The following is a 20977-nucleotide window of genomic DNA, read 5'->3' as shown; positions in this document are numbered from 1 at the left end:
CTGCACGCTCACAATGCCCGAATACCTCGCGCCGGTTCCTCGCTGGGAACCCCACGAACGCCCGTCGATGCCCGGCTCGCCGGCGATCCTGCTGCACAGTCCGCCGCGGCGTCTGGCCTATGCCGCGGTGGCGGTACTGGTGGGGCTGACCGGCGGGCTCGGCAATGCCCTGTTCATCGCCAACCTGCCGGCGATCCAGGGCGACCTGGGCCTGACGCCCGAACAGGGTGCCTGGCTGCCCGCCGCCTACTTCATGGTGAATGTCTCGACCAATCTGCTGCTGATCAAGGTGCGCCAGCAATACGGCCTGCGCGTCTTCGCCGAGATCGGCCTGGCCGTGTATGCCTTGCTGACCATCGCCCACGTGTTCGTCGAGGGTCTGGGCATGGCGATGTTCGTGCGCGCCGCCAGCGGCTTCGCTGCCGCCACCACCACCTCACTCGGGCTGTTCTACATGCTGCAGGCCTTCCGCAAGGTGGACCTGCCACGAGGCGTGATCGTCGCCTTCGGCATGACCCAGGTCGCCACGCCGCTGGCCTGGCTGTTATCGCCACCACTGGTGGATATCGGCCAGTGGCACCGCCTGTATGTGTTCGAAAGCGGCCTGGCCCTGTGCTCGCTGGCTGCTGTGGTGGTGCTCAAGCTCCCGGTGGGCGAGCGCATCAAGGTCTTCGAGCCGCTGGATTTCCTTACCTTTGCCCTTTTCGCGCCCGCCCTGGCGCTGGTTGCCGCAGTATTCGCCCAGGGCCGCGTGCAGTGGTGGACCGAAGCGCCGTGGCTGGGCTACGCACTGATCGCGGCCCTGCTGCTCAGCTGCCTGACCTTCATGATCGAACATCACCGGCGCAATCCGCTGCTGCAGACGCGCTGGCTGGGCACTGCCGAGATGCTGCGCTTCGCCTTCGGTGCGCTGGCGCTGCGTTTTCTGCTGTCCGAACAGAGCTATGGCGCGGTCGGCCTGCTGCAGACGCTCGGCATGGGGCCGGATCAGCTGCGCCCGTTGTATGCGGTGATCCTGCTGGGACTGGTGACGGGGATCGCCGCCAGCGCGATGACCTTCAGTCCGAGGACGGCTTCAGCGCAGATCCTGCTCTCGATCGTGCTGATCGGCGTGGCGAGCTTTCTCGACGTGGACGCAACCAGCCAGACCCGCCCGCACGACCTGTTCCTCAGCCAGGGCCTGCTGTCCTTCGCCAGCGGCATGTTCCTCGGTCCGCTGCTGATCACCGGCATCGGCAAGGCGCTGGCCAACGGGCCGAATTATTTGGTGAGCTTCATCGTGCTGTTTTCCATGACCCAGAGCCTGGGCGGGCTGGCCGGCCCGGCCGTGTTCGGCACCTACCAGATCGTCCGCGAGCAGCACCACTCGGCGCACCTGACCGAGCAGGTGGTGCCGGACGATCCACGCATCGCCGCCCGTCTCGCCCAGCAGAGCCAGGCGCTGGCCGCGACCCAGCTCGACCCGCAGCTGCGCCAGGCGCTCGGCGGTGCTCGCCTGTCGCAGACCGTCACGCGTGAAGCCAACGTGCTGGCCTTCAATGACGTGTTCCGCCTGATCGGCCTGCTCGCCATCGCCGTGCTCGGCTGGTCACTGTTCCATACCCTGCGCCTGGCGCGACAGAAGAAGGCTTCCGCCCCATGAGCGATGCGCGCACACCCGACGACCAGACCACACCGACCACGGACGCTGGCGGCACCCCACCCGAGCCACCCAAGACCATCCAGCCGAGCCGCCGCTCGGTGCTGCTGATGTCGTTGGTCGCTCTGGTCGGGGTGCTGGCGATTCTTTACGCCTGGCAGCTCTGGCCGTTCACCGGCAGCCAGGTGACGACCGAGAACGCCTATGTGCGCGGCCAGCTCACGGTGCTTGCGCCGCAGGTCGCCGGCTACGTCACCGAGGTGCGCGTGCAGGACTTCGAGCAGGTCCGCCAGGGCCAGGTGCTGGTGCGCATCGATGACAGGCAGTACCAGCAACGGGTCGCCCAGCGTCGGGCCGAACGGGACGCCGCACGCTTCGAGCTGGAAAACCTCGACCAGCAACTGGCCGCCGACCGCGCCACCCTGGCCGTCCGCCGCGCCGACCTGTTCGCCGCCGAAGCCGAACTGGTTCGTGCGCGGACCGATGAGCGCCGTGTCGATGAGTTGGCCGAGCGCGGCTCCGTCTCCATTCGCGAGCGCGATCAGGCCCGCGCCAGCGCCCTCGCAGCCAAGGCAAACGTACAGAAAGCGCGTGCTGCCATCGAGATCGCCGAGCAGACGCTCAAGGCCAGCGATGTCTCCCGTGGCGGCCTGGACGCACGGGTACAGATTGCCGAGGCCACCCTGCACCAGGCCGAGATCGACCTGGCCAACACCGAAATCGTCGCCCCCACCGCCGGCCGTGTCAGTGAAGTGGGGGTGCGCCTGGGCCAGTACGTTTCAGCCGGGTCGCAGCTGCTCTTCCTGGTTCCGCCCAGGCTCTGGGTGATCGCCAATTACAAGGAAACCCAGACGGCCAACATGCGCGCCGGGCAGCCGGTCACCTTCGAGGTCGACGCGCTGGACGGTGCGCGTCTTACCGGGCGCGTCGAGCGCCTGGCGCCGGCAACCGGTTCCGAGTTCAGCGTCCTGCGCCCGGACAATGCCACCGGCAACTTCACCAAGGTCGTACAGCGCCTCCCGGTGCGCATCGCCATCGATCCCGATCAGCCACTGCTCGAGCGCTTGCGGCCCGGCCTGTCGGTCATCACCCACGTGGACACCGCTGCGCAATGAAGCTGTATGGCCTGTTTACCGCGCTGACGCTCGGTTTGCTCTGCGCTTGCGTACCGCACCGTGAACCGATACCCCAGCAGGCTCGGCTCGAGGAGATACCTGCTCAGTGGCGCAGCCCTGCCGATGGCACAGCCCCCATCGAGCGATGGTGGCAGGGTTTCGGCGACCCCGCGCTGGCGGCGCTGGTCGAGCGGTCGTTGGCGCGCAACACCGACCTGCTGACCGAGGCCGAGCGCCTGGACGCCGCCCGCGAGCAGATCCGACTGTCTCGCGCGGCCCTCTTGCCGAGTTTGGATGCCGTGCTCGGGGCCCAGCGCAGCCAGGATTTCGGCGCAGCCGGCCTGACCACCACCACTGCCGCGCAGCCTGGCCTCCAGCTCAGCTATGAAGCGGACCTGTGGGGACGCCTCGCCCGTCTGCGCCAGGTTGCCGAATTGCAGTACCAGGCTTCGGCGGCCGAACAGCAAAGTCTGCGCCTGGCGGTCGCCGCCACTGTGGCGCAGGGCTATGTGTCCTTGTTGTCGCTGGATCGCCAGCTCGCGCTGACCCAGGAAACCGTGGAGTCGCGGCAGGCGGCGCTGCACCTGGCCGAGGATCGGGCGCGGATGGGCTACACCTCGGAGCTGGAGCTGACCCAGGCCCGCGCCGAGTTCGAAGCCGCGGCGCAGCTGGTACCGCAACTGGAACAGGCCATCGTCGAGCAGGAGCATGCACTGCGCCGGCTCGCCGGCGACTCACCCGGCCCGGTGGCGCGCGGTACGCTGGATGCGCTGCATCCACCCGCGGTGCCCGGCGCCCTCCCCGCGGCCCTGCTGCGCCAACGCCCCGATCTGTACCAGGCCGAACAGCAGCTGGCGGCCAGTGACCTGTTCCTCGACAGCGAACGTGACCGCTTCCTGCCGCAAGTGCAACTTTCCGCGAGCCTCGGGCGCCTCTATGTCAACGCGCTGGATTACGACCCGGTAAAGGTCTGGAACCTGGGCGCCAGCGTGCTCGCCCCGCTGTTCGACGGTGGCCGCCGCGAAGCCGGCGTCGCGGTGGCCACGGCCGAGCGCAATCACGCGGCCTATGCCTATCGCGCGGCAGTGCTCACCGCCTTCAGTGAAGTGGAGAATGCCCTCTCCGGCCTGGATCGCCTGGCCAGCCAGAGCGACCGCATCGAAGCACGCCGCACGGTACTGACACGCTCACTGGAGATCGCCGAGGACCGCTATCACGGTGGCTATTCGTCCTATCTCGAAGCGCTCGATGCCCAGCGCAATCTGTTCGATACCCAGCTGACGGAAGTGCAACTGCGGGAGGCGCGAATCAATCGCCTGATTCAGCTCTATCGCGCGCTCGGCGGGGGCTGGCAGGCGCCAGAACATGCAGCTGACGGGTCCTGATCGCCTTGTGCAACGGACGGCTGGCAGAACGGTGTGGCCTGTATAAAAGCAAAAAAAACGCCAGCAGACGCTGGCGTTTTTCATGCCGCTACAAGCGGATGCGCTGACAGTCAGCTGCGTGCGCGGGCCGCGTCACGCAATGCCTTGACCTGATCATGGTTGCGCTGTACGCCCTGGTATTGACGTTCAACCACGATCCGCACTTCGGCCGGCAGATCTTTTTCCAATGCCTTGCGGTAGCTCTTCACCGCAACATCTTCACCACGCTCACACTCGTTGAGGATAGCCTCATCGTCCTTGCCGGTGATCATCGACTTGAGGTCGACCCAACGGCGGTGCATATCGGCCGCCATGCTGGTGCTGGTTTCCGGATCACCGCCCATCGAGCGGACCAGCTGCTGCAGCTCGGCAGCGGCCGTGGCGCAATCGCGCGAACGTTGATTCATGGTGCTCTTGAGCTGCGGATCACGCAGGTCCTCAGCGCATTCGAGAAAGCCTTTTTCGCCGTCCTTGCTGGTTTCTATCAGGTCGTTGAGCACTGAAATCGTGTCTTTCGTATCCATCGGGTACCTCCTGCCAAGTCGACTCGGAAGGAGCCGCATCGCTGCGGCTCGCGTTATGGAGTCGACTGCCCTCGCACCAGAAAGGTTCAGCGAAACCGCTGGAAGGCACCCAGCGGTGCAGGACTCAGCCAACTGCTGCGCGCCGTCCCAGCGGCGCCGGCCGACCCAGCAAATAGCCTTGTGCTTTGTTCACCTGCAACCGGCGCAGCATGGCCAGCTCGGCTTCGGTTTCGACCCCTTCAGCGACGACCTTGCAGGCGGTTTCCTCGGCGAACCGGATCAGTGCAGCCGCCAGGGCACGACAGCCGGTGTCGCTGTCGACATTGCGGATCAGGCTGCTGTCGAGCTTGATCACGTCGGGCTTGAGTTTGAGGATATGGCGGAAGCTCGCGTAACCGGCGCCGGCGTCGTCGACGGCCAGCCGCAGCCCCTTGCTGCGCAGCGGCCCCAACACGTCGGCGAGTCTTTCGTAATCCTCCACCAACGCATGCTCGGTCACTTCCAGCATCAACCGATCCAGCGGCCAGCCGCGCAACACCTCGCCCATCACTCCGGAGAGGATCGTATCCGGTGAAACATTCAACGACAGGTAGCTTTCAGCAGGCAGCAGATCGAAGCCCTGCAGCGCAGCCTCGATCAGAGCGATCTCAAGCTCCTGCTGCAACCCGACCTGCCCGGCCTCGGCAAACCACTTGTCCGGGCTGCGCAGCGGCTCGTCGGTAAAGCGTGCAAGCGCCTCATGGCCGACGATGCGGTTCTCCACCAGGTGCACGATCGGTTGATAAACCACGCCGTACGCACGCTCGGCGAGCGCGGCCGCGACCCTGTTATGCCGGGTCTGCCGTGCCTGCTGGCTCTTCGCCTGGGTTTCCAGCAGCCGACCGGCAAACGCCGCGAACAGACGCAGGGTATTGAGATCACGGTCGTTCAGGCTGCCGTCGGGGCGGGTGCTGAAACAGCAGAAGGTGCCGTACAACGCACCATCGCTGAAGCGGATAGGCACGCTCAGATGCGCACCGACCGGCAGCTCGGTGGTCACCGGCAGCAGCAACGCCTCGGCAAGCTGTGCGGCGTCGTGTATCAGTTCGGGAAGACGCCCATCGACCACTCGCTGGCAGTAGCTGTCTTCCAGCGGGTTGGAATCCCCCACGCAAAGGGTGACATGTTCACTTCGCCCGTCGACGTGACGGAAGATGCGGGCGCCTTCGCTGAACTCGGCGATGAACGCCACCTCCATGCCCAGATGGCTGCGTACCGCATGCAGCGCCTCGCAGAGCATCGACCCAATCGGCATGCTGCCGGCTTCAAGTCTCGCCAGTATCGCGACAGGGTCGTCGCGGGAAATGGCCGTGGCTGATTGCAAATGTCCGAGCATCCAATTCTCCTTTGGCAAGCAGGCGGGCGGACTCCTTTTACCCGGGCCGCTGTTACATAGAACATTCGAAACCGTTGGGAATGGCCAGTGCTGCGTCGCGCGAGCCGACCAGTGGCCAGTCCGTCGGCTGCGAGGGCCGCTCCGACTGGCTACGGCTTCGTCGCCACGGCCAGGCTGACCCACGTCGGCGCATGGTCACTGGCGTGCTCCTGGCCACGCACCCAACGATCGACACCGGCCTCCTGCAGGCGCGGCGCGAGGTCCGGGCTGAGCAGCAGATGGTCGATGCGCAGCCCGGAATTCTTCTGCCAGTGCTGTCGAAAGTAATCCCAGAAGGTGTAGACGCGCTCGTCTGGATACTTGGCGCGAAGCGCGTCGGTCCAGCCCTGCGCCAGCAGGCGCTCGAAGCACTCGCGGCTTTCCGGCTGCAATAGCGCGTCCTTCTTCCAGGAGCGCGGGTTGTAGATGTCCTCGTCGGTGGGCACCACGTTGTAGTCGCCGGCCAGCACCACCGGATGGCCGCTGGCCAACAGCCCCGCGGCATGCTCGATCAGCCGCTCGAACCAGGCCAGCTTGTAGTCGAACTTCGGCCCGGGCTGCGGGTTGCCGTTGGGTAGGTAGAGGCATGCGACGATCACGCCCTGCACGGCCGCTTCCAGGTAGCGGCTGTGGCTGTCATCCGGGTCGCCGGGCAGGCCGCGGCGGATCTCCAGCGGCTCGCTGTCACGGGCGAGGATCGCCACGCCGTTCCAGGATTTCTGCCCATGCCAGATGGCGCCATAACCAGCGCCGCGGATGTCGTCGATGGGGAAGTCGGCATCCTGCGCCTTGAGTTCCTGCAGGCAGACCACGTCGGGCTGCTCGCGCTCGAGCCATTCGAGCAGGTTGGGCAGGCGCGCCCGGATGCCGTTGATGTTGAAGGTGGCGATTTTCAGACGATCCACAAGCGCCTCTCTGCTCGGCTGGTGATATTCACCTTAGCTGTGACCGTACCGGCCGGCATTTATCCTTGGGCGCCGTCAGTCGGGATCTGCCGGCAAGCACAGGGTGAAGCGGGTCGCGCTGGCGTCGCTGTGCACCTCCACCTCGCCGCCATGCAGCTGCGCGATCGAACGTACGATGGCCAGCCCCAGCCCGCCGGAGTCGCCCGGCTCGGCGCGGGAAGGGTCGCAGCGGTAGAAGCGGTCGAACAGGCGTGGCAGATGCTCCGGGGCGATGGGCGGGCCCTGGTTGATCACGCTGACGCGCCGCCAGCCGTCCCCGGTAGCGCTGATGATGCGCACCGGGCTGTCGGCCGCGCCGTAGCGCAACGCGTTGGCGAGGAGATTGGCCAGCGCCCGGCGGATCAGTTCGGGGTCGCCGCACAGCTCGCCCTCGGTCTCGTCGAGCAGCTGGATGCCGCGCTCCTCGGCGACGCCCTCGAAGTAGTCGCACAGTTGCTCGACCAATGCCGGCAGTGCAAAGCGCTGCCGCTCGATGGCCGCCGCCGGCTGTTCGGCGCGGGCGAGAAACAGCATGTTGTCGATCATCCGCGCCAGGCGCTCGTACTCCTCCTGATTGGAGACCAGCAGCGCCTGGTAATCATCCACCGAGCGGGCACGGTGCAACAGCTGCTGGGTCTGGCCCATGAGGTTGCCCAGTGGCGTGCGCATCTCGTGGGCCAGGTCCTCGCTGAAGCGCGACAGACGCGCGAACCCCTGCTCCAGCCGGGCCAGCATCTGGTTCAGTGCCGCACGCAGCGGTTCCAGCTCGCTCGGCACGGTCGAGTCGTCGAGGCGCAGGTGCAGGTGCTGCACGTCGATCGCCAGGGCCTGACACGTCAGCCGGCGCACCGGGCGCAGCGCGCGCCGGCTGATCAACCAGCCGAGCACGGACGCCAGCAGCGCGCCGACGCTCAGCGCCCACCACAGCTTGGCGCGATAGGCACCCAGCATCTGTTCGCGCTCGCTCAGCAGGCGCCCGGCCACCAGTGTCAGCCCCGCCTCGCCGGGCAGCTGTCGCCAGGCCAGACGCGCCTCGCCGATATCCTGCAGCGCCACCGGATCGGCGGCCGGCAGTGGCGGAATCGCCAGACGGGTCGGGTTGATCTCGATCAGCGCACGCCCCTGCGCATCGAGCAGCCAGAGCAGGCTGTCGCGGTTGCCCAGCATGTTCTCGTACAGCTGCGGCCGCTGGCGCAGCGCGTCGATGCTGGCACTGTCCTCCAGCAGGGCCTGCATGCGCTCCAGCCGGCCGAGCAGCGCCTGGTCGTCGCGCCAGACGATCTCGCGTTCCAGCGAGCGGTACAGGTAGAGGCCGATGGCGCCGAGCAGCACCACCGCGACGAGGGCGAAGGCCAGCGCCAGGCGCAGGCTGAGCGAGCGTGGCAGCAGGCTCATGCCGAGACGTCCAGCACGTAGCCCATGCCGCGCACGGTGTGGATGAGCTTGAGCGGGTACGGATCGTCGACCTTGGCGCGCAGGCGGCGGATCGCCACGTCGACCACATTGGTATCGCTGTCGAAGTTCATCTGCCAGACCTGCGAAGCGATCTGCGCACGGGACAGCACCTCGCCCTGACGGCTGAGCAGCAGATGCAGCAAGGCGAACTCCTTGTTGGTGAGGTTGATGCGCTCGCCCTGACGGGTGACGCGGCGGCGCAGCAGGTCCAGCTCCAGGTCGGCGACGTGGAAGCTTTCGACCTCGCGCGGCGGCCCACGGCGCAGCAGGGTGCGTACCCGCGCCAGCAGCTCCGCGTAGGAGAACGGCTTGACCAGATAGTCGTCAGCGCCCAGCTCCAGCCCACGCACACGGTCCTCCACCGCATCGCGAGCGGTGAGGAACAGCACCGGCGTATGCGCCGAACGTTTGCGCACCACCTGCACCAGCTGCCAGCCATCGAGCCCCGGCAGCATGACGTCGAGGATCACCAGATCGAACGCTTCCTCCTCGATCAGGTGCTTGCCGTCGACGCCGTTGCGCGCGACCTCCACCCGGTAGCCGGACTCCTCCAACCCACGCTTGAGGTAGTCGGCCGTCTTGGCCTCGTCCTCCACCACCAGAATTCGCATCGGGTCACCTTGCCAAATGTGCGTCGCAGGTCGTTGAAGAACGTCAGCGAGGCAACGCAGGTAGTTCTTCAACGGCCTGCTAGGTTATGGGAGCCGGCGACTACCAGCCATTACAAAAGCGTAATGCGCAGGCAACGGTTCTGACGGGCAGGCATCGGCACCATGCGCTCCGAAGCCAAGTCACCCAAGGAAAACCAATATGCGTATCGCCGCCACACTGTCACTGCTGACCCTGGCAGTGCTTACCCCGGCCCTGAGCGCCAACGCCGCCACACCAGCGCCGATTACCCAGCAGAACGTCTCGCTGGCGCTGGCCGACGGGCTGATCCAGCAGACCCTGGATGCCTGCCACGCACAGAACCGCACCGCGGTAGTCGCCGTGGTCGATCGCGGCGGCAACCTGGTCGCCCTGCGCCGCGACGACAACGTCGGCCCGCACAACACCCTGGCCGCGCAGCGCAAGGCCTACACCGCGCTGTCGAGCAAGACGCCGACCCGCCTGTTCGCCGAACGCGCCGCCAGCACGCCGGATGCCGCCAACCTCAACACCCTGGACGAACTGCTGCTGCTCGGCGGTGGCGTGCCGCTGAAGGTCGGCGACGAGGTGATCGGTGCCATCGGCGTGGCCGGTGCTGGCGGTGCCAAGAACGACGAGGCCTGCGCCGTGGCCGCCATCGAAAAACTGCTGCCCTCCTCCCACTGAAGAAAAGGAAAACACCATGAAAGCACTACGTTCAATCGCCGCCGGCTTGATGCTCAGCGGCCTCTCCGGCCTGACCCTGGCGGCCGGCAACCCGCTCAGCGTGCACGTGCTGAACCTGGAAAACGGCCTGCCGTCACCGGACGTACGCGTCACCCTGGAACAACGTCAGGGTGACACCTGGAAATCACTCAACAGCGGCGAGACCAACGCGCAGGGTCGGATCACGGCGCTCTACCCGGAAGGCAAAGCGCTGGAGAAAGGCACCTACCGCGTCACCTTCATGACCGGAGACTGGTTCGCCACGCAGAAGGCCAGTACCTTTTTCCCCGAAGTTCCGGTGATCTTCGAAGCCGATGGCAGCGTCGAGCACTACCACATCCCGCTGCTGCTGAGCCCCTACGGCTTCTCCACCTACCGCGGCAACTGAGCCGCTCAGCGCACTTCCCAGTAGCCCGGTGCGTTGTAGATGTCCTTCAGGTAGTCGATGAAGAAACGCACCTTGGCCGGCAGGTAGCGCTGCTGCGGGTAGACGGCCTGGATGTCGTAGGCCGGCAATGCGTACTCGTCGAGTACCGTGACCAGCTCGCCGCGCTTGAGCTCGGCCTGGATCTCCCAGGTCGAGCGCCAGCCGATGCCCAGGCCCTGCTTGACCCAGTCGAACAGCAGCTCACCGTCATTGCAGTCCAGATTGCCGGCCACGCGGATCGCCACCTGCCTGCCGTCGCGCAGGAAGGTCCAGCCGCGCTGCTGACCGCCCTGCAGGTTGAAGGCCAGGCAGTTGTGCGCGGTCAGCTCTTCCAATGCCGTTGGCGTGCCATGGCGGGCGAAGTACTCCGGCGAGCCACAGACCACCCGCCTGTTCGGAAACAGCCGCACCGCCACATAGTTGGGGTCGGTCACCTCGCCGATGCGAATGCCCATGTCGTAACCGTGACGCACCAGGTCGACCACACTGTCGGTGAAGTTGAACGACAGTTGCAGGTCCGGGTAGCGCGCCTGGAACGCCGGTGCGTGCGGGCCGATATGCCGCCGCCCGAATGCCGCCGGCGCCGACACCACCAGATGGCCGCGTACCGAGGTGCGGTCGTGGCTGATGCTGGCATCCACCTCATCGAAGTCCTTCAAAAGCCCGCGCGCGCGCTCCAGATACTGCTCACCCAGATCGGTCAGCGACAGCCCGCGCGTCGAGCGGTGCATCAGCTTGACGCCCAGGTGTCGCTCCAGCGCGTCCAGCCGCCGGCCCATCACCACCGGGGTGACGTTTTCCTTGTGCGCAGCGGCGGCGAAGCTGCCGCAGTCGGCCACCAGTACGAAGCTGCGCAAAGTCGTGTAGCGATCCATTCGATACTCCTGATATCGACAGAACTGAAGTCTCGGCCAATTCCGCCGGAGAATCCAGGGCGCCATGCTTGAGCCACGTATAAAAACTATCGAGTTACCCAGGAGGAACGATCCATGGCCCGCATGAGAGCAATCGACGCCGCCGTCGCGGTATTGCGCAAGGAAGGCATCGACACCGCCTTCGGCATCCCCGGAGCCGCGATCAATCCGCTGTATTCCGCCCTGCGGGCCGATGGCGGCATCCGTCACATCCTTGCTCGCCACGTTGAAGGCGCTTCGCACATGGCCGAGGGTTATACCCGCACCAAGGCCGGCAATATCGGCGTGTGCATCGGCACCTCGGGCCCGGCCGGTACTGACATGATCACCGGGCTCTACTCCGCCTGGGCCGACTCGATCCCGATCCTCTGCATCACCGGCCAGGCGCCGCGTGCCCGCCTGTACAAGGAAGATTTCCAGGCCGTGGATATCGAATCCATCGCCAAGCCGGTGACCAAGTGGGCCGTCACCGTACGCGAACCGGCGCTGGTTCCGCGCGTGTTCCAGCAGGCCTTCCACGTGATGCGCTCGGGTCGTCCCGGCCCGGTGCTGATCGACCTGCCGTTCGACGTACAGATGGCCGAGATCGAGTTCGACGTCGACACCTACGAGCCGCTCGCCGTGTACAAGCCGGCGGCGACCCGCAAGCAGATCGAGAAGGCCATCGACATGCTCTGCGCCGCCGAGCGTCCGCTGATCGTTGCCGGTGGTGGTATCTACAACGCCGGTGCCGAAGCGCTGCTGGTGGAATTCGCCGAAACCGTCGGCGTGCCGGTGATCCCGACGCTGATGGGCTGGGGCTCGATTCCCGACGATCACCCGTTGATGGCCGGCATGTGCGGCCTGCAGACCAGCCACCGCTACGGCAACGCCAACATGCTGGCCTCGGACTTCGTGCTCGGCATCGGCAACCGCTGGGCCAACCGTCACACCGGCTCGGTCGAGGTCTACACCAAGGACCGCAAGTTCGTGCACGTGGATATCGAACCGACCCAGATCGGCCGGGTGTTCTCGCCGGACTTCGGCATCACTTCCGACGCCGGCGCTGCACTGAGGCTGTTCGTCGAAGTCGCCAAGGAGCGCAAGGCCGCCGGCCAGTTGCCGGATCGCAGCAGCTGGGCGGCCGACTGCCATGAGCGCAAGCGCACGATGCTGCGCAAGACGCACTTCGACAGCGTGCCGATGAAGCCGCAGCGCGTGTACCAGTGCATGAACAACGCCTTCGGCAAGGACGCCTGCTACGTCAGCACCATCGGCCTGTCGCAGATCGCCGCCGCGCAGTTCCTGCATGTCTACAAGCCGCGCCACTGGATCAACTGCGGCCAGGCCGGCCCGCTCGGCTGGACCATTCCGGCGGCGCTCGGTGTGGTCGCCGCGGACCCGACCCGCAAGGTGGTGGCGCTCTCGGGCGACTACGACTTCCAGTTCATGATCGAGGAGCTGGCGGTGGGTGCGCAGTTCAAGCTGCCTTACATCCACATTCTGGTGAACAACGCCTACCTCGGACTGATCCGCCAGGCGCAGCGCGGCTTCGAGATGGATTACTGCGTGCAGCTCGGCTTCGAGAACATCAATGCCGATCAGAGCGGCATGGAAGGCTACGGCGTCGATCACGTCGCGGTGGTCGAGGGCCTGGGCTGCAAGGCAATCCGCGTGTTCAAGCAGGAAGACCTGCGCCCGGCCATCGAGCAGGCCCAGGTCTGGATGGCCGAGCACCAGGTGCCGGTGGTGATCGAGGTGATCCTCGAGCGGGTGACCAACATCGCCATGGGCACCGAGATCGACGCGATCAACGAGTTCGAGGCGCTGGCCGCAGGCCGCGAAGACGCACCGACCGCGGTTGGATTGCTGGATTGAGTCAACCGTAACCAGACGCGCGGAAGACGCTTCGCGGTCTTCCATCCTACGAACACTTCGGACCGTAGGGTGGCTATCGCGAAGCATATCCACCGCACACGCAACACCCAGGGTGGCCACCACACCACCGCAATGCGAACCCGAATGTGATCCCTACAGATCAGGAGAAAACCATGCCCCGCTTTGCCGCCAACCTGTCGATGCTGTTCACCGAGCAGGACTTCATGGACCGCTTCGCCGCTGCCGCCCAGGCCGGCTTTACCGGTGTCGAGTACCTGTTCCCCTATGACTTTCCTGCCGAGCAGATCAAGGCTCAGCTGGATGCCAACAGGCTGACCCAGGTGCTGTTCAACCTGCCGGCCGGTGACTGGGCCGATGGCGAGCGCGGCATCGCCATCCTGCCGGAGCGGGTCGAGGAATTCCGCGCCGGCGTGGACAAGGCCATCGCCTACGCCAAGGTGCTGGGCAACACCCAGGTCAACTGCCTGGCCGGCATCGCCCCGCGTGGCGCCGATCTCGGCCAGCTGGAAATCACCTTTATCGAAAACCTGCGCTACGCCGCGCAGAAGCTCGAGGAGGCCGGCATCCGCCTGGTGATGGAGATGATCAACACCCGCGACATTCCGCGCTTCTTCCTCAACAACACCTCCCAGGCGCAGGAGATCCGCGGCAAGGTCGGTCACGCCAACCTGTTCCTGCAGTACGACATCTACCACATGCAGATCATGGAGGGAGACCTGGCGCGCACCATCGAGAACAACCTGGCGGCGATCAACCATATCCAGCTGGCGGACAACCCCGGACGCAACGAGCCGGGCACCGGCGAGATCAACTATCGCTTCCTGTTCGAGCATCTGGATCGCATCGGCTACCAGGGCTGGGTCGGCTGCGAGTACAAGCCGGCCACTACCACCGAAGCCGGCCTTGGCTGGCTGAAAAGCCACAACGCCATCTGACCCGAACTGAATCGAATTGAAGGAGATTACTCATGGCTAAGATCGGATTTATCGGCACCGGCATCATGGGCCTGCCCATGGCTCAGAACCTGCAGAAAGCAGGCCACGATATCTTTCTGTCCACGCATCACGACGCCGCTCCGGCAGCTCTGCTCGAGGCCGGCGCAGTCGCCCTGGCCAACCCGAAGGAAGTCGCCCAGGAAGCCGAGTTCATCATCGTGATGGTGCCGGACACCCCCCATGTCGAGGACGTGCTGTTGCGCGAGAACGGCATTGCCGAAGGCGTCGGGCCGAACAAGCTGGTGATCGACATGAGCTCGATCTCGCCCAGCGCTACCAAGGCGTTTGCCGAGAAGATCAACGCCACCGGCGCCCAGTACCTCGACGCCCCGGTATCCGGCGGTGAAGTCGGCGCCAAGGCGGCCACCCTGTCGATCATGGTCGGCGGCAGCGAAGAAAGCTTCGCCCGTGCCCTGCCGCTGTTCCAGGCGATGGGCAAGAACATCACCCTGGTCGGTGGCAACGGCGATGGCCAGACCGCCAAGGTGGCCAACCAGATCATCGTTGCGCTGAACATTCAGGCGGTGGCCGAAGCCCTGCTGTTCGCCGCACGCAACGGTGCCGACCCGGCCAAGGTGCGCGAGGCGCTGATGGGCGGTTTCGCCGGCTCGAAGATTCTCGAGGTGCACGGCGAGCGCATGATCAAGGGCACCTTCGACCCGGGCTTCCGCATCAGCCTGCACCAGAAGGACCTCAACCTCGCCCTGGCCGGTGCCCGCGAGCTGGGCCTGAACCTGCCCAACACCGCCAATGCCCAGCAGGTGTTCAGCACCTGCGCGGCAATCGGCGGCAGCGGCTGGGACCATTCGGCGCTGATCAAGGGCCTGGAGCACATGGCCAACTTCTCGATCCGCAAGGAGTAAAGCCTTCGAGCACGCTGCAATGGGCCAGCGACCCCACCTTCAGGGACAGACAGACCGGGTGGTGGGTCATCGCAACGCCCGCGCAGCGCCGCTCAAAGGGCCGGGCCAGAGGTGCGTCAGGTCGGAATCATCGCGTCTCCCCACGACCAGCATGACCTGCGCATCTCAGCCCGACCGCCGTCACCAGACGGCACCTTTTCGATTCGCCCGGCACAAGGAGTCACGGCCCGACTGCCGGGCGGGTCGATTTCAATTGCAGACCTTAGCGCTTGCATTGGCGAGCCCTAAGGTCTGGAATCGGTTGCAGACCTCATACAAGGAGCTTCAGATGACCCTCGACCCGCAAGCCCTGCTGCGCCAGTTGTTCGACAGCGCCATCGAGGCCGCCCACCCGCGCCATGTGCTCGCCGACCATCTGCCCGAAGACCGCAGCCGCCGGGCCATCGTCATCGGCGCCGGCAAGGCGGCCGCGGCCATGGCCGAAGCCATCGAGAAGGTCTGGGAAGGCGAGCTGTCCGGGCTGGTGGTGACCCGCTACGAGCACCATGCCGACTGCCGGCGCATCGAAGTGGTGGAGGCCGCACACCCGGTACCGGACGATGCCGGCGAGCGCGTCGCCCGCCGAGTGCTGGAGCTGGTCAGCAACCTCGAGGAAAGCGATCGGGTGATCTTCCTGCTCTCCGGCGGCGGCTCGTCGTTGCTGGCATTGCCGGCCGAGGGCATCTCGCTGGCGGACAAGCAGGCGATCAACAAGGCGCTGCTGCGCTCCGGCGCGCACATCGGCGAGATGAACTGCGTGCGCAAGCACCTTTCGGCGATCAAGGGCGGGCGCCTGGCCAGGGCCTGCTGGCCGGCCAGCGTGTACACCTACGCGATCTCCGACGTGCCCGGCGACGAAGCCACGGTGATCGCCTCCGGGCCGACCGTCGCCGATCCGACCACGTCGGCCGAGGCGCTGGCGATCCTCGAGCGCTATCACATCGAGGTGCCGGCCAACGTGCGTGCGTGGCTCGAAGACCCACGCTCGGAAACCCTCAAGCCGGGCGACCCGATGCTCTCGCGCAGCCATTTCCGGCTGATCGCCACGCCGCAGCAGTCGCTCGATGCCGCAGCCGAGGTAGCCCGTGGCGCCGGTATCACCCCGCTGATCCTCGGTGATCTGGAAGGCGAAGCACGCGAGGTGGCCAAGGTGCATGCCGGCATCGCCCGCCAGGTGGTGCTGCACGGCCAGCCGATCGCCGCGCCCTGCGTGATCCTCTCCGGCGGCGAGACCACCGTCACCGTGCGCGGCAACGGCCGCGGCGGGCGCAATGCCGAATTCCTGCTCGCCCTGACCGAGGCACTGCAAGGCCTGCCCGGCGTTTACGCCCTGGCCGGCGACACCGACGGCATCGACGGCTCGGAAGACAACGCCGGCGCACTGATGACCCCGGACAGCTTTGCCCGCGCCGAAGCACAGGGCCTGCGCGCCGCCGACTCGCTGGCCAACAACGACGGCTATGGCTACTTCGCCGCGCTGGACAGCCTGATCGTCACCGGCCCGACGCGCACCAACGTCAACGACTTCCGCGCCATCCTGATTCTGCCGCCCTCGGCCTAGACCGAGGACGTTCACCTGCCAGCGAGCCCGCCATGAAACCCGATAAGAAGGTCAAGATACTTGCCACCCTCGGCCCCACCACCCGCAGCATCGACGATGTACGGGCGCTGGTCGCCGCCGGAGTCAACCTGTTCCGCCTGAACTTCAGCCATGGCGAGCACGCCGACCATGCCGAGCGCTTCGCCTGGATTCGCGAGGTGGAACGTGAACTGAACCAGCCGATCGGCATCCTCATGGACCTGCAGGGGCCCAAGCTCAGGGTTGGCCGTTTCGCCGAGGGCAAGGTGCGCCTGGAGCGTGACCAGGCCTTTCGTCTGGACCTGGACCCGACACCGGGCGACAGCCGGCGCGTGAACCTGCCGCACCCGGAGATCATCGCCGCGCTGGAACCGGGCATGCAACTGCTGATCGACGATGGCCGCCTGCGCCTGACGGTCACCGAGCGTCATGCCGAGGCTATCGAGACCCGCGTGGTGGCCGGCGGCGAGCTGTCCGACCGCAAGGGCGTGAATGTGCCTGAGGCGGTGCTGGAGCTGAGCCCGCTGACCGAGAAGGACCGCCGCGACCTGACCTTCGGCCTGCAGCTGGGCTTCGACTGGGTCGCACTGTCGTTCGTCCAGCGCCCGCAGGACATCCATGAGGCACGCAAGCTGATCGGTGATCGGGCCTTTCTCATGGCCAAGATCGAGAAGCCGTCGGCGGTGCAGCACCTGCGCGAGATCGCCCGCCTGTCCGACGCGATCATGGTGGCGCGCGGCGATCTGGGCGTGGAAGTGCCGGCCGAAAACGTGCCGCGCATCCAGAAGGACATCGTGCGGATCTGCCGCCAGCTCGGGCGTCCGGTGGTGGTGGCGACACAGATGCTCGAATCCATGCGCTTCGCCCCGGCCCCGACCCGTGCCGAGGTCACCGACGTGGCCAACGCCGTGGCCGAGGGTGCGGACGCGGTGATGCTGTCGGCGGAAACCGCCTCCGGCGACTACCCGCTGGAAGCGGTGAGCATGATGAGCAAGATCATCCGCCAGGTGGAAAGCGGCCCGGACTTCCAGGCCCAGCTCGACGTGCACCGGCCCAACGCCGAGGCCACCCTGCCGGATGCCATCAGCTGCGCAATCCGCCGCATCAGCGGCATCCTGCCGATCGCCGTGCTGGTCAACTACACCGAGTCCGGCCGTTCCAGCCTGCGCGCCTCGCGTGAACGCCCGGCCACGCCGATTCTCAGCCTGACGCCGAGCGTCGCCACCGCACGCAAGCTCACCGTGGCCTGGGGCGTGTACTCGGTAGTGGATGCACCGATGCGCGACATGGAACAGGTCAGCAGTCACGCCCTGGAACTGGCGCGTGCGCAGGGCATGGCGGAAAGCGGCGACACGGTGCTGATCACCGCTGGCGTTCCCCTCGGCCAGCCCGGCACCACCAACACGCTGCGCATCGAAGTCCTCAGCTGACACGGCCGGGCGCCTGCCCGGCCAAAGCCTAGCGATCCCCCTTCAGCCGTTGGCCCCATGCGGGCCAGCGCCCTTGCGTTCGCCCGGATTTCACCGATGCGTGTTCCCGTTGCGCTTCACCCGCTGTTCCATGCCTTCGCTCAGGTGTTTCTGCAGCGCCATGCCGGCTGTGGCGCCCTGATCATGCTGGCGCTGGCGCTGGCCGATCCGGCGTTGCTGGCCGGTTCCATTTTCGGCGTCGTGATGGCCCACAGCGGCGCGATCTGGCTAGGCTACTCCGCGGACGACCGTGAAGACGGTCTGTACGGTTATAACGCCGTGTTGCTCGGCGCGCTGCTGGTCCATCTTTTCGGCCTGTCGACGGTGAGCCTGGCCATGATCGCCACCGCCTCGCTGGCCAGTTGCCCAATCCAGGCATGGCTGCTCGGCCGGCTTCGTCATCACGGTGGACTCCCGGGCTTCACCCTTCCCTTCGTCCTGATCGGGTTCGTCACGTTGCTGGCCGCAGCCCCAGCGGCCCCGACCATCGACGCACCGCCAGCCCCGAGTACGCTGCTCGCCTGGTTGTTGGGAGTCGCGCAGGTGATATTCGTCGCTGATCGGCTGGCGGCGGCCGGCCTGGTGCTGGCCGTCGCCGTGGCGAACTGGCGCGATGCGCTCTGGCTGCTGGCTGGCTCGGCTCTGGGGATGGTGATCGGCGGCGGAATCGGAGCCGACTGGTCCGCTGGGCTGGCCGGCTTCAACCCGGCACTTGCAGCCTTGGCGCTGGCCCAACGGCGTGGAGGCTGGAGCCTGCCGGTACTGGGCATGCTCGCCGCCATCGGGTTCTGGCTGGTCCTTCATAGCCTTGGCCTGCCAACCCTCACCCTGCCCTTTCTGCTAGCTACCTGGCTGGGCCTGCTGCTTCGACTGCCACGCCGCAGCAATGGCTAGTTCATCCTCGGGTTGCCAGCGGGTCCTGCTCCTGCGGATAGCGATGCTCTTCTGCAACCTCGCCATCCTCGCCATGCACCTTGACCAGCGCCGTGCGCAGTTTCATGTAATCCCGCGTCTCGTCGAGGATGTCTTGCCGGGTCGCTGCTTCGAGCAGGGCGCGCTGGTCACCTTCTTCGCGTAGCACCCAACGGTCTTCTTCGTGGGTGATGTGGTAGGTCTCCATGGCGTTCCTCCGGTGTGGCGGTTTGTTATGGATGCTCTGTTAAGAAAGCCGTCATCGTCCGAGGTTCGCTTTGGTGCAATGGTAAAATAAACCCAGCACGGTTCATGGGACCTTAAAAGTCAGGGTCGTTTTTACTCCTCATCCGCTGCAAACCTTGATTTAAGTCAATTTCAACCTGGAACGATTGTTGAAGCACCTGTGTAGAACGTTTCGTGATCGCACCACGATCACCGGACGCCTTTCCCACCAGAGGAGTCATAGATGCTTTGCGCTGAACAGATCGCCCTGATCAAGGCCACCGTACCGCTGCTGGAAAGCGGCGGCGAAGCCCTTACCAACCATTTCTACAAGCTGCTGCTCTCCGAACACCCCGAGGTGCAGCCACTGTTCAACCAGGCCCACCAGGCCAGCGGCGAGCAGCCACGTGCCCTGGCCAACGGCGTGCTGATGTACGCCAGGCATATCGACCGCCTCGAAGCGCTCGGCCCGCTGGTCGCACAGATCATCAACAAGCACGTCGCCCTGCAGGTGTTGCCCGAACATTACCCGCTGGTGGGCTCCTGCCTGCTGCGCGCCATCCGCGAAGTGCTGGGCGAGGAAATCGCTACCGACGCGGTGATCGATGCCTGGGGCGCCGCCTATCAGCAGCTGGCTGACATCCTCATCGGCCAGGAGGAACAGCTCTATCAGTCCAAGGCCGAGGCCGTCGGTGGCTGGCGCGGCGCGCGACGTTTTCGCATCGCCAGCAAGGTGGTCGAGAGCGACGAGATCATCTCTTTCCACCTGCAGCCGGAGGACGGCGGGCCGTTGATGGACTTTGTCCCCGGCCAGTACATCGGCCTGCGCCTGGAGATCGACGGCAAGGAAGTGCGGCGCAACTATTCCCTGTCCGCTGCGAGCAACGGTCGGGAGTACCGCATCAGCGTCAAGCGCGAGCCTGGCGGCGTGGTGTCCAACGCGCTGCATGACATGCCCGAGGGCGCAATGCTGGACCTGTTCGCGCCGGCCGGCGAGTTCACCCTGCAACCCGGCGACAAGCCGCTGGTGCTGATCAGCGGTGGCGTCGGCATTACACCGACCCTGGCGATGCTGGAACAGGCACTGGCCAGCGCCCGACCGGTGCACTTCATCCACTGCGCCCGCAACGCTGGCGTGCATGCGTTCCGCCGCAGCGTGGATGCGCTGGCCGAGCGCCACGCGCAGCTCAAGCGCTTTTACTGCTACGAGGAACATTCCGACGCAACCCCCGCACCGGATGCCGTTGGCCGGCTCAGCGAACGTCAGCTCGCCGAATGGCTGCCTGCCGACCGTGATGTCGACGCCTACTTCCTGGGGCCGAAACCATTCATGGCCGCCGTTCGCCGTCAGCTCAAAGCCCTCGGCGTGCCGGAGCAGCAGACGCGCTACGAGTTCTTCGGCCCCGCTTCCGCTCTCGATTGATCCACCCCCGAGGCTCGCTCGCTGCGAGCCTCTTCGCGAAGGAGATTCAGCCATGCTTTATCACCCATCCGCCCCGCAGCACCTGATGAGCGCAGCCAACGCCCTGATGATTGCTGGCGTACTACTTCTACTGGCAGGAATCAGCGGTGCTTACCTGTTCGACCAACACCTTGCGCTGGGTAGCGTCGTCGCTGCCCATGCGCTGGTTATCCTCGGCCCTAGCGCACTGAAGATCGGCTACGTCATGCGCCTTCTGGCCGAGCGCAACGACAAGCTTGCGGCCTGAAGGGACGCATGCGTTCTCCGGATAGAGATAATTGCGCTTACTATATTAACTTCGCCGTCTCGCTTGTAATTTCACTCCGCCATAGTCCTACTCGACATG

General features: G+C 65.9%; 20 protein-coding genes. 13 read left to right on the top strand and 7 right to left on the bottom strand.

Annotated features, from left to right (window positions below; genetic code table 11):
- The first annotated feature begins 67 nt into the window (after positions 1–67).
- Genes EA798_RS04635 through EA798_RS04625 form a run of 3 tightly spaced genes read left to right on the top strand, consistent with a single transcriptional unit; the run spans position 68 to position 4139 of the window.
- On the top strand, positions 68–1642 hold the full coding sequence (locus tag EA798_RS04635; RefSeq protein WP_122098219.1) for an MFS transporter: 1575 nt from the start codon (positions 68–70) through the stop codon (positions 1640–1642).
- On the top strand, positions 1639–2754 hold the full coding sequence (locus EA798_RS04630) for an HlyD family secretion protein (RefSeq protein ID WP_106157883.1): 1116 nt from the start codon (positions 1639–1641) through the stop codon (positions 2752–2754). The genes EA798_RS04635 and EA798_RS04630 overlap by 4 nt, the downstream gene beginning before the upstream one ends.
- The gene (locus EA798_RS04625; RefSeq protein WP_122098218.1) at positions 2751–4139 is read left to right on the top strand and encodes an efflux transporter outer membrane subunit; all 1389 of its coding nucleotides are present in this window, start codon (positions 2751–2753) and stop codon (positions 4137–4139) included. Before EA798_RS04630 ends, EA798_RS04625 begins: the two co-directional genes overlap by 4 nt.
- 110 nt (positions 4140–4249) lie before the next feature.
- On the opposite strand, the gene EA798_RS04620 is transcribed toward EA798_RS04625, so the two are convergent.
- From EA798_RS04620 to EA798_RS04600, 5 genes are all read right to left on the bottom strand, one after another.
- Positions 4250–4702 carry a PA2169 family four-helix-bundle protein gene (locus EA798_RS04620; RefSeq protein WP_003285087.1) on the bottom strand — a complete coding sequence of 151 codons (453 nt, stop codon included), beginning with the start codon at positions 4700–4702 and terminating at the stop codon, positions 4250–4252.
- A 124-nt stretch (positions 4703–4826) separates the two neighbouring features.
- A complete protein-coding gene (locus tag EA798_RS04615) occupies positions 4827–6077 on the bottom strand; it encodes a sensor domain-containing phosphodiesterase (RefSeq protein WP_106157881.1) in 1251 nt (416 codons plus the stop codon).
- A 149-nt stretch (positions 6078–6226) separates the two neighbouring features.
- The gene (gene xth, locus EA798_RS04610) at positions 6227–7021 is read right to left on the bottom strand and encodes an exodeoxyribonuclease III (protein ID WP_122098217.1); all 795 of its coding nucleotides are present in this window, start codon (positions 7019–7021) and stop codon (positions 6227–6229) included.
- A 75-nt stretch (positions 7022–7096) separates the two neighbouring features.
- Positions 7097–8455: a heavy metal sensor histidine kinase gene (locus EA798_RS04605; RefSeq protein ID WP_122098216.1), complete on the bottom strand. Its 1359-nt coding sequence runs from the start codon at positions 8453–8455 to the stop codon at positions 7097–7099.
- Positions 8452–9126 carry a heavy metal response regulator transcription factor gene (locus EA798_RS04600; protein WP_106157878.1) on the bottom strand — a complete coding sequence of 225 codons (675 nt, stop codon included), beginning with the start codon at positions 9124–9126 and terminating at the stop codon, positions 8452–8454. Before EA798_RS04600 ends, EA798_RS04605 begins: the two co-directional genes overlap by 4 nt.
- Before the next feature lie 199 nt (positions 9127–9325).
- On the opposite strand from EA798_RS04600, the gene EA798_RS04595 reads away from it, so the two are divergent.
- A complete protein-coding gene (locus EA798_RS04595; RefSeq protein WP_106157877.1) occupies positions 9326–9829 on the top strand; it encodes a GlcG/HbpS family heme-binding protein in 504 nt (167 codons plus the stop codon).
- 16 nt (positions 9830–9845) lie between these two features.
- Positions 9846–10256: a hydroxyisourate hydrolase gene (uraH, locus tag EA798_RS04590; protein WP_003285094.1), complete on the top strand. Its 411-nt coding sequence runs from the start codon at positions 9846–9848 to the stop codon at positions 10254–10256.
- A 5-nt stretch (positions 10257–10261) separates the two neighbouring features.
- Here uraH and EA798_RS04585 read toward each other — a convergent pair whose 3' ends face one another.
- Complete coding sequence (locus EA798_RS04585) at positions 10262–11170, bottom strand: LysR family transcriptional regulator (protein ID WP_122098215.1); 909 nt, start codon at positions 11168–11170, stop codon at positions 10262–10264.
- 114 nt (positions 11171–11284) lie between these two features.
- Here EA798_RS04585 and gcl point away from each other — a divergent pair, with 114 nt between their 5' ends.
- The 6 genes from gcl to EA798_RS04555 all read left to right on the top strand — a co-directional run bounded on the left by gcl (position 11285) and on the right by EA798_RS04555 (position 18926).
- Entirely contained in the window at positions 11285–13066 is a 1782-nt protein-coding gene (gcl, locus tag EA798_RS04580) for a glyoxylate carboligase (protein ID WP_122098214.1), read from the top strand.
- Positions 13067–13239: 173 nt separating this feature from the next.
- Positions 13240–14022 carry a hydroxypyruvate isomerase gene (gene hyi / locus EA798_RS04575; protein WP_122098213.1) on the top strand — a complete coding sequence of 261 codons (783 nt, stop codon included), beginning with the start codon at positions 13240–13242 and terminating at the stop codon, positions 14020–14022.
- A 32-nt stretch (positions 14023–14054) separates the two neighbouring features.
- Complete coding sequence (locus EA798_RS04570; RefSeq protein WP_106157874.1) at positions 14055–14945, top strand: 2-hydroxy-3-oxopropionate reductase; 891 nt, start codon at positions 14055–14057, stop codon at positions 14943–14945.
- 328 nt (positions 14946–15273) lie between these two features.
- Positions 15274–16545 (top strand): glycerate kinase type-2 family protein, encoded by a 1272-nt coding sequence (locus tag EA798_RS04565; protein WP_122098212.1) that lies wholly within the window; start codon positions 15274–15276, stop codon positions 16543–16545.
- Between the two features lie 32 nt (positions 16546–16577).
- Positions 16578–17993: a pyruvate kinase gene (gene pyk / locus EA798_RS04560; RefSeq protein ID WP_122098211.1), complete on the top strand. Its 1416-nt coding sequence runs from the start codon at positions 16578–16580 to the stop codon at positions 17991–17993.
- A 96-nt stretch (positions 17994–18089) separates the two neighbouring features.
- Entirely contained in the window at positions 18090–18926 is an 837-nt protein-coding gene (locus tag EA798_RS04555; RefSeq protein WP_122098210.1) for an urea transporter, read from the top strand.
- A gap of 1 nt (position 18927) precedes the next feature.
- Here EA798_RS04555 and EA798_RS04550 read toward each other — a convergent pair whose 3' ends face one another.
- Complete coding sequence (locus tag EA798_RS04550) at positions 18928–19152, bottom strand: DUF2188 domain-containing protein (protein ID WP_122098209.1); 225 nt, start codon at positions 19150–19152, stop codon at positions 18928–18930.
- A 261-nt stretch (positions 19153–19413) separates the two neighbouring features.
- Here EA798_RS04550 and hmpA point away from each other — a divergent pair, with 261 nt between their 5' ends.
- Positions 19414–20592: an NO-inducible flavohemoprotein gene (gene hmpA / locus EA798_RS04545; protein WP_122098208.1), complete on the top strand. Its 1179-nt coding sequence runs from the start codon at positions 19414–19416 to the stop codon at positions 20590–20592.
- Between the two features lie 52 nt (positions 20593–20644).
- On the top strand, positions 20645–20878 hold the full coding sequence (locus tag EA798_RS04540; protein ID WP_106157868.1) for a hypothetical protein: 234 nt from the start codon (positions 20645–20647) through the stop codon (positions 20876–20878).
- The last annotated feature ends 99 nt before the right edge of the window (positions 20879–20977 follow it).

This window comes from Pseudomonas songnenensis (assembly GCF_003696315.1).
GTDB lineage: Bacteria > Pseudomonadota > Gammaproteobacteria > Pseudomonadales > Pseudomonadaceae > Stutzerimonas > Stutzerimonas songnenensis.
The sequence above is the reverse complement of the archived record's forward strand: the minus strand, read 5'-3'. Positions and strand labels throughout refer to the sequence as shown.

What these genes read in the sequence shown, in the direction of transcription:
- EA798_RS04620 (WP_003285087.1), bottom strand. Translation starts at nt 4,702, where the DNA reads ATGGATACGAAAGACACGATTTCAGTGCTCAACGACCTGATAGAAACC.
- EA798_RS04540 (WP_106157868.1), top strand. Translation starts at nt 20,645, where the DNA reads ATGCTTTATCACCCATCCGCCCCGCAGCACCTGATGAGCGCAGCCAAC.
- EA798_RS04625 (WP_122098218.1), top strand. Translation starts at nt 2,751, where the DNA reads ATGAAGCTGTATGGCCTGTTTACCGCGCTGACGCTCGGTTTGCTCTGC.
- EA798_RS04600 (WP_106157878.1), bottom strand. Translation starts at nt 9,126, where the DNA reads ATGCGAATTCTGGTGGTGGAGGACGAGGCCAAGACGGCCGACTACCTC.
- pyk (WP_122098211.1), top strand. Translation starts at nt 16,578, where the DNA reads ATGAAACCCGATAAGAAGGTCAAGATACTTGCCACCCTCGGCCCCACC.
- hmpA (WP_122098208.1), top strand. Translation starts at nt 19,414, where the DNA reads ATGCTTTGCGCTGAACAGATCGCCCTGATCAAGGCCACCGTACCGCTG.
- gcl (WP_122098214.1), top strand. Translation starts at nt 11,285, where the DNA reads ATGGCCCGCATGAGAGCAATCGACGCCGCCGTCGCGGTATTGCGCAAG.
- EA798_RS04570 (WP_106157874.1), top strand. Translation starts at nt 14,055, where the DNA reads ATGGCTAAGATCGGATTTATCGGCACCGGCATCATGGGCCTGCCCATG.
- EA798_RS04550 (WP_122098209.1), bottom strand. Translation starts at nt 19,152, where the DNA reads ATGGAGACCTACCACATCACCCACGAAGAAGACCGTTGGGTGCTACGC.
- uraH (WP_003285094.1), top strand. Translation starts at nt 9,846, where the DNA reads ATGAAAGCACTACGTTCAATCGCCGCCGGCTTGATGCTCAGCGGCCTC.
- EA798_RS04630 (WP_106157883.1), top strand. Translation starts at nt 1,639, where the DNA reads ATGAGCGATGCGCGCACACCCGACGACCAGACCACACCGACCACGGAC.
- EA798_RS04555 (WP_122098210.1), top strand. Translation starts at nt 18,090, where the DNA reads ATGCGTGTTCCCGTTGCGCTTCACCCGCTGTTCCATGCCTTCGCTCAG.
- EA798_RS04605 (WP_122098216.1), bottom strand. Translation starts at nt 8,455, where the DNA reads ATGAGCCTGCTGCCACGCTCGCTCAGCCTGCGCCTGGCGCTGGCCTTC.
- EA798_RS04585 (WP_122098215.1), bottom strand. Translation starts at nt 11,170, where the DNA reads ATGGATCGCTACACGACTTTGCGCAGCTTCGTACTGGTGGCCGACTGC.
- EA798_RS04565 (WP_122098212.1), top strand. Translation starts at nt 15,274, where the DNA reads ATGACCCTCGACCCGCAAGCCCTGCTGCGCCAGTTGTTCGACAGCGCC.
- EA798_RS04595 (WP_106157877.1), top strand. Translation starts at nt 9,326, where the DNA reads ATGCGTATCGCCGCCACACTGTCACTGCTGACCCTGGCAGTGCTTACC.
- EA798_RS04635 (WP_122098219.1), top strand. Translation starts at nt 68, where the DNA reads ATGCCCGGCTCGCCGGCGATCCTGCTGCACAGTCCGCCGCGGCGTCTG.
- hyi (WP_122098213.1), top strand. Translation starts at nt 13,240, where the DNA reads ATGCCCCGCTTTGCCGCCAACCTGTCGATGCTGTTCACCGAGCAGGAC.
- EA798_RS04615 (WP_106157881.1), bottom strand. Translation starts at nt 6,077, where the DNA reads ATGCTCGGACATTTGCAATCAGCCACGGCCATTTCCCGCGACGACCCT.